Source organism: Lihuaxuella thermophila, assembly GCF_900110165.1.
Taxonomy (GTDB): Bacteria; Bacillota; Bacilli; order Thermoactinomycetales; family Thermoactinomycetaceae; genus Lihuaxuella; species Lihuaxuella thermophila.
In genome coordinates this window covers 1-3,357 of the sequence record NZ_FOCQ01000032.1, presented here as the reverse complement: position 1 = coordinate 3,357, position 3,357 = coordinate 1, and the positions used below count along the sequence as shown (strand labels likewise).

Sequence of the window (3,357 nt, the reverse complement as noted above, 5' to 3'; positions counted from 1 at the left end):
TATACACCCAATAACCGGACCTTCGAGATTGCCGCCTGCCGTTCTTTCCAACTGGCCACCTGGCGCAGGGATTTAAACAAGTTATATGTTCCGGAGAAGGAGATTGCCACTTACCGCACGTTAAAAGAGCTGAGGGAAAAAATTCATTATTATTTGAAACATGAAGACGAAAGGAAAGAGATGGCGGCTCGTGCCTACCAGCGGACGTTAAGAGACCATACTTATTTTGTTCGTCTCCGGTATCTGCTTTATTTGCTGGAACATCATCCTCTGCTTAAAAGAAAACGGGAGGTTGTCTGATTCATGATAAAACCCCTGCCCTAAGGGGTTTTATTTTATCTATTTTAGATCGAAATGGGATGACCCATCCGGATGTTTTACGAAAAGATAGAGTTGAACAAGCCGGAAGTACTGAAATAATCACATAGATTTATAGACACGCATACGATATACAGGATGAACAATGGTCATTGATTGAGGAAGATGTCTATGCTGTTATCGTCAGTGACAAAATTAACACGAACGCAGATGGAAGCTTTGTCTCTTAGCAGTTTGAACCGGATCAGGAACGGGAATTTCCGATCTTCCGACCACAGTTTTTTCCCGTGGATTCCCTCGGGCTTTGTAGAGTTACAAACAGGGACGGGGACGGAGATGATGGGTCAACGTCACGCCAGATTTACGCCGGGGATGAACCAGAGGGGGAGTCTGTCACAAAAAACGAGGATGTTACGACCCGGAGCCCTTTATGTTTTGCGTTTTGCCGTTCGTTCTATCGGAGCGGAACCGCACAGTTTTGTGATCCGGTTTGGCGAGCGTAGCATAAAGATTGAGGGCACAGACCTTCCTTGCGATTACGGCCAGTTTACACTGGCCTTCCGTGCACACTGCAGGTATCATCGTATTCGTTTCACGGTTAACGGAGCAGCCCCTGAAACCATTGTGGACTTGGGTACAGTTTCTCTCTGTTTAAGCGACATTCAAATCAATGGAATCTTGGATGCTGACAAAATATGAACAGTCGGGGCGGTTTTTTCGACGATGAAGCTCAGCGATAATTTCCTGAAAATTTTATGCTCGAGCTCTGTATATTGAGAACAAAAAAATCAGCATCACAACACTTGAGTCAGCAGAATGCGAGGCTAGTTTTGTGTCATGGAAAATTGACACAAAACCAGCCTTAGTCGTTTAAAAAAGCAGTGGCGATTCCAATTTACAGGGGGATTTTTTGTAATCACATCCATCGATTAGCCGCTCTCCGGTAACCTTCCATTTACCGAAATCTACTTTTCGAGTCCTTTCTTCAGTCATGCCGGCATAAACTGGCCTATCTTATGTTCCTCAACATGGAAATCAGAGCCTCCGGTAACAACCAGATGATATTTATCAGCTATGTCCAAGTAGTTTTTAACATCTTCACCGGAATGGTTGCGATGCCAGACTTCGATCCCATCCAGCCCCTGACGAATGATTTCCTCAATCTCGCTAATCTCTTTGATATAAATGGGGTGAGCCAGTACAGCTATACCTCCGGCTTCATGGATCATGGCGATTCCTTCCCGCAAGGAAAGTTCTTTTTTATCCACTGCTGCCGGCTTTCCGTCGGCCAAGTAGTGATCAAATACTTCTTGTACGGTGGGGACATATCCTTTTTCAACGATCGCCCTGGCGATATGCGGACGGGCGATCAATCCGTCTCCGCTGTATTTTTTTACATCATCCAGACTGATCGACATGTTCAGTGAGCAAAAGCGTTGGATGATTTCTTTGGCCCGCTCCAGACGAGCGGCCCGGTACGAAGCTAATGCCTGATGAAGTTTTTCCCCGTGTTTGAAGTTGTATCCCAATAGATCAATATTTTTTCCTTTCCATCTTGTCGTGATTTCTATGCCCGGCAGGACGGTAACGCCCAGTTTTTTTCCTGTTTCAACGGCTTCGTCCACCCCTGCCAGCGTATCATGATCGGTAATGGCGATCGTTTGCAATCCTGCTTGCTTGGCCCGTTTGACCACTTCTGACGGCGTGAACCTGCCGTCTGACGCGGATGTGTGCAGGTGCAAGTCAAAGGTTCCAAGGGGAAGATTGTTTAAGATTCTCATTTTTTCTCCTTTATTGTTTATTGTTTTTTATATGTGATCATTATATGAGGAGAAATTGAATTTGGATCGGTGATACATACAATATAGGGGTTTTTGTTTTTCACAGGTAAAACGTGAAGAATCTAGAGTGATCCATTTTCACCCCATTAGGGCTGCTCGGCGGATGCATACAATGGGGAGATATTGTCCGGATGATGAAATGACTTCCTTTTGATGCGGTTGTACCGGTGATCGCATTCCAAAATCTCACTCATCCATGCGAAACCTTGATTGGAACTGAACTTGCTAATCTTATAAAAAATTAACAATATAATAATCATTTCAGTTTAAAATAATAATAGAAAAATAACTTTCTTTCGCAGTAATGGTTGATTGTTTTTGACAAATGAATTACCATAGAATACGTTCGTGTCTCCATTGTCTTTTTATGTATAAAATATTTAGTCATTTTGTAAAAATTTTATGCAATTGTTTTATCATACGTCTCGTGAGGTGATGTCGTTGAAGAAGAAATGGGGACTTGCCTGGCAAATTTTGATTGGTCTGGTTCTCGGCATTATCATAGGGGCTGTTTTCTATGGCAACCCGCATGTTGAGAAGTTTTTGCAGCCAATTGGCGACATATTTATTCGCCTCATTAAGATGATCGTCATTCCGATTGTGATCTCCAGTTTGATTATCGGTGTTGCCGGTGTCGGTGATATGAAAAAGCTGGGGAAATTGGGTGGAAAAACGATCCTGTACTTTGAAATTATCACGACGATTGCCCTGATCGTCGGGCTTTTGGCGGCAAATGTTTTTCAGCCGGGCGCCGGCGTGGATATGAAAGCCCTTGAGAAAACAGATATTCAAACATACGTAGATACAACCAATGAAACAAAGAGCCACGGATTCGTGGAAACGTTTGTCAATATTGTTCCGAAGAACCTTTTTGAATCCTTGGCCAAAGGAGATATGCTGGCCATCATCTTCTTTTCGGTCATGTTCGGGTTGGGAGTAGCCGCGATTGGCGAGAAAGGGAAACCTGTTCTCCGCTTCTTCCAGGGAACGGCGGATGCCATGTTTTACATGACCAACCAAATCATGAAATTTGCCCCATTTGGTGTGTTTGCCCTGATCGGCGTGACTGTCTCGAAGTTTGGGGTTCAATCTTTGATACCATTAATATAGCGCCCCAATTTAAAATGCGACGGTTAGATGTGTAGAGCTCTCCGGTTTTGATAGAATTCTGCTTAAGGAGGAACCGGAGATGAAACGT

General features: G+C 43.9%; 2 protein-coding genes and 1 pseudogene. 2 read left to right on the top strand and 1 reads right to left on the bottom strand.

Translation table 11 applies throughout. The features are described from left to right. A partial coding sequence (locus BMW55_RS18835) for a glycosyltransferase family protein (protein WP_139179553.1) occupies positions 1 to 300 on the top strand: 300 nt, incomplete at its 5' end. A 1,007-nt stretch (positions 301 to 1,307) separates the two neighbouring features. Here the strand turns inward: BMW55_RS18835 and BMW55_RS18825 are convergent. Then, positions 1,308 to 2,099, bottom strand: a complete 792-nt coding sequence (locus BMW55_RS18825; protein ID WP_089973369.1) for a PHP domain-containing protein — start codon at positions 2,097 to 2,099, stop codon at positions 1,308 to 1,310. 495 nt (positions 2,100 to 2,594) lie between these two features. On the opposite strand from BMW55_RS18825, the pseudogene BMW55_RS18820 reads away from it, so the two are divergent. Next, positions 2,595 to 3,263, top strand: a pseudogene (locus tag BMW55_RS18820) (cation:dicarboxylate symporter family transporter); the annotation flags it as partial. Positions 3,264 to 3,357: the final 94 nt, after the last annotated feature.

Excerpts from the sequence above, each read along its gene's own strand:
- BMW55_RS18825 (WP_089973369.1), bottom strand. The coding sequence starts at position 2,099 with ATGAGAATCTTAAACAATCTTCCCCTTGGAACCTTTGACTTGCACCTG.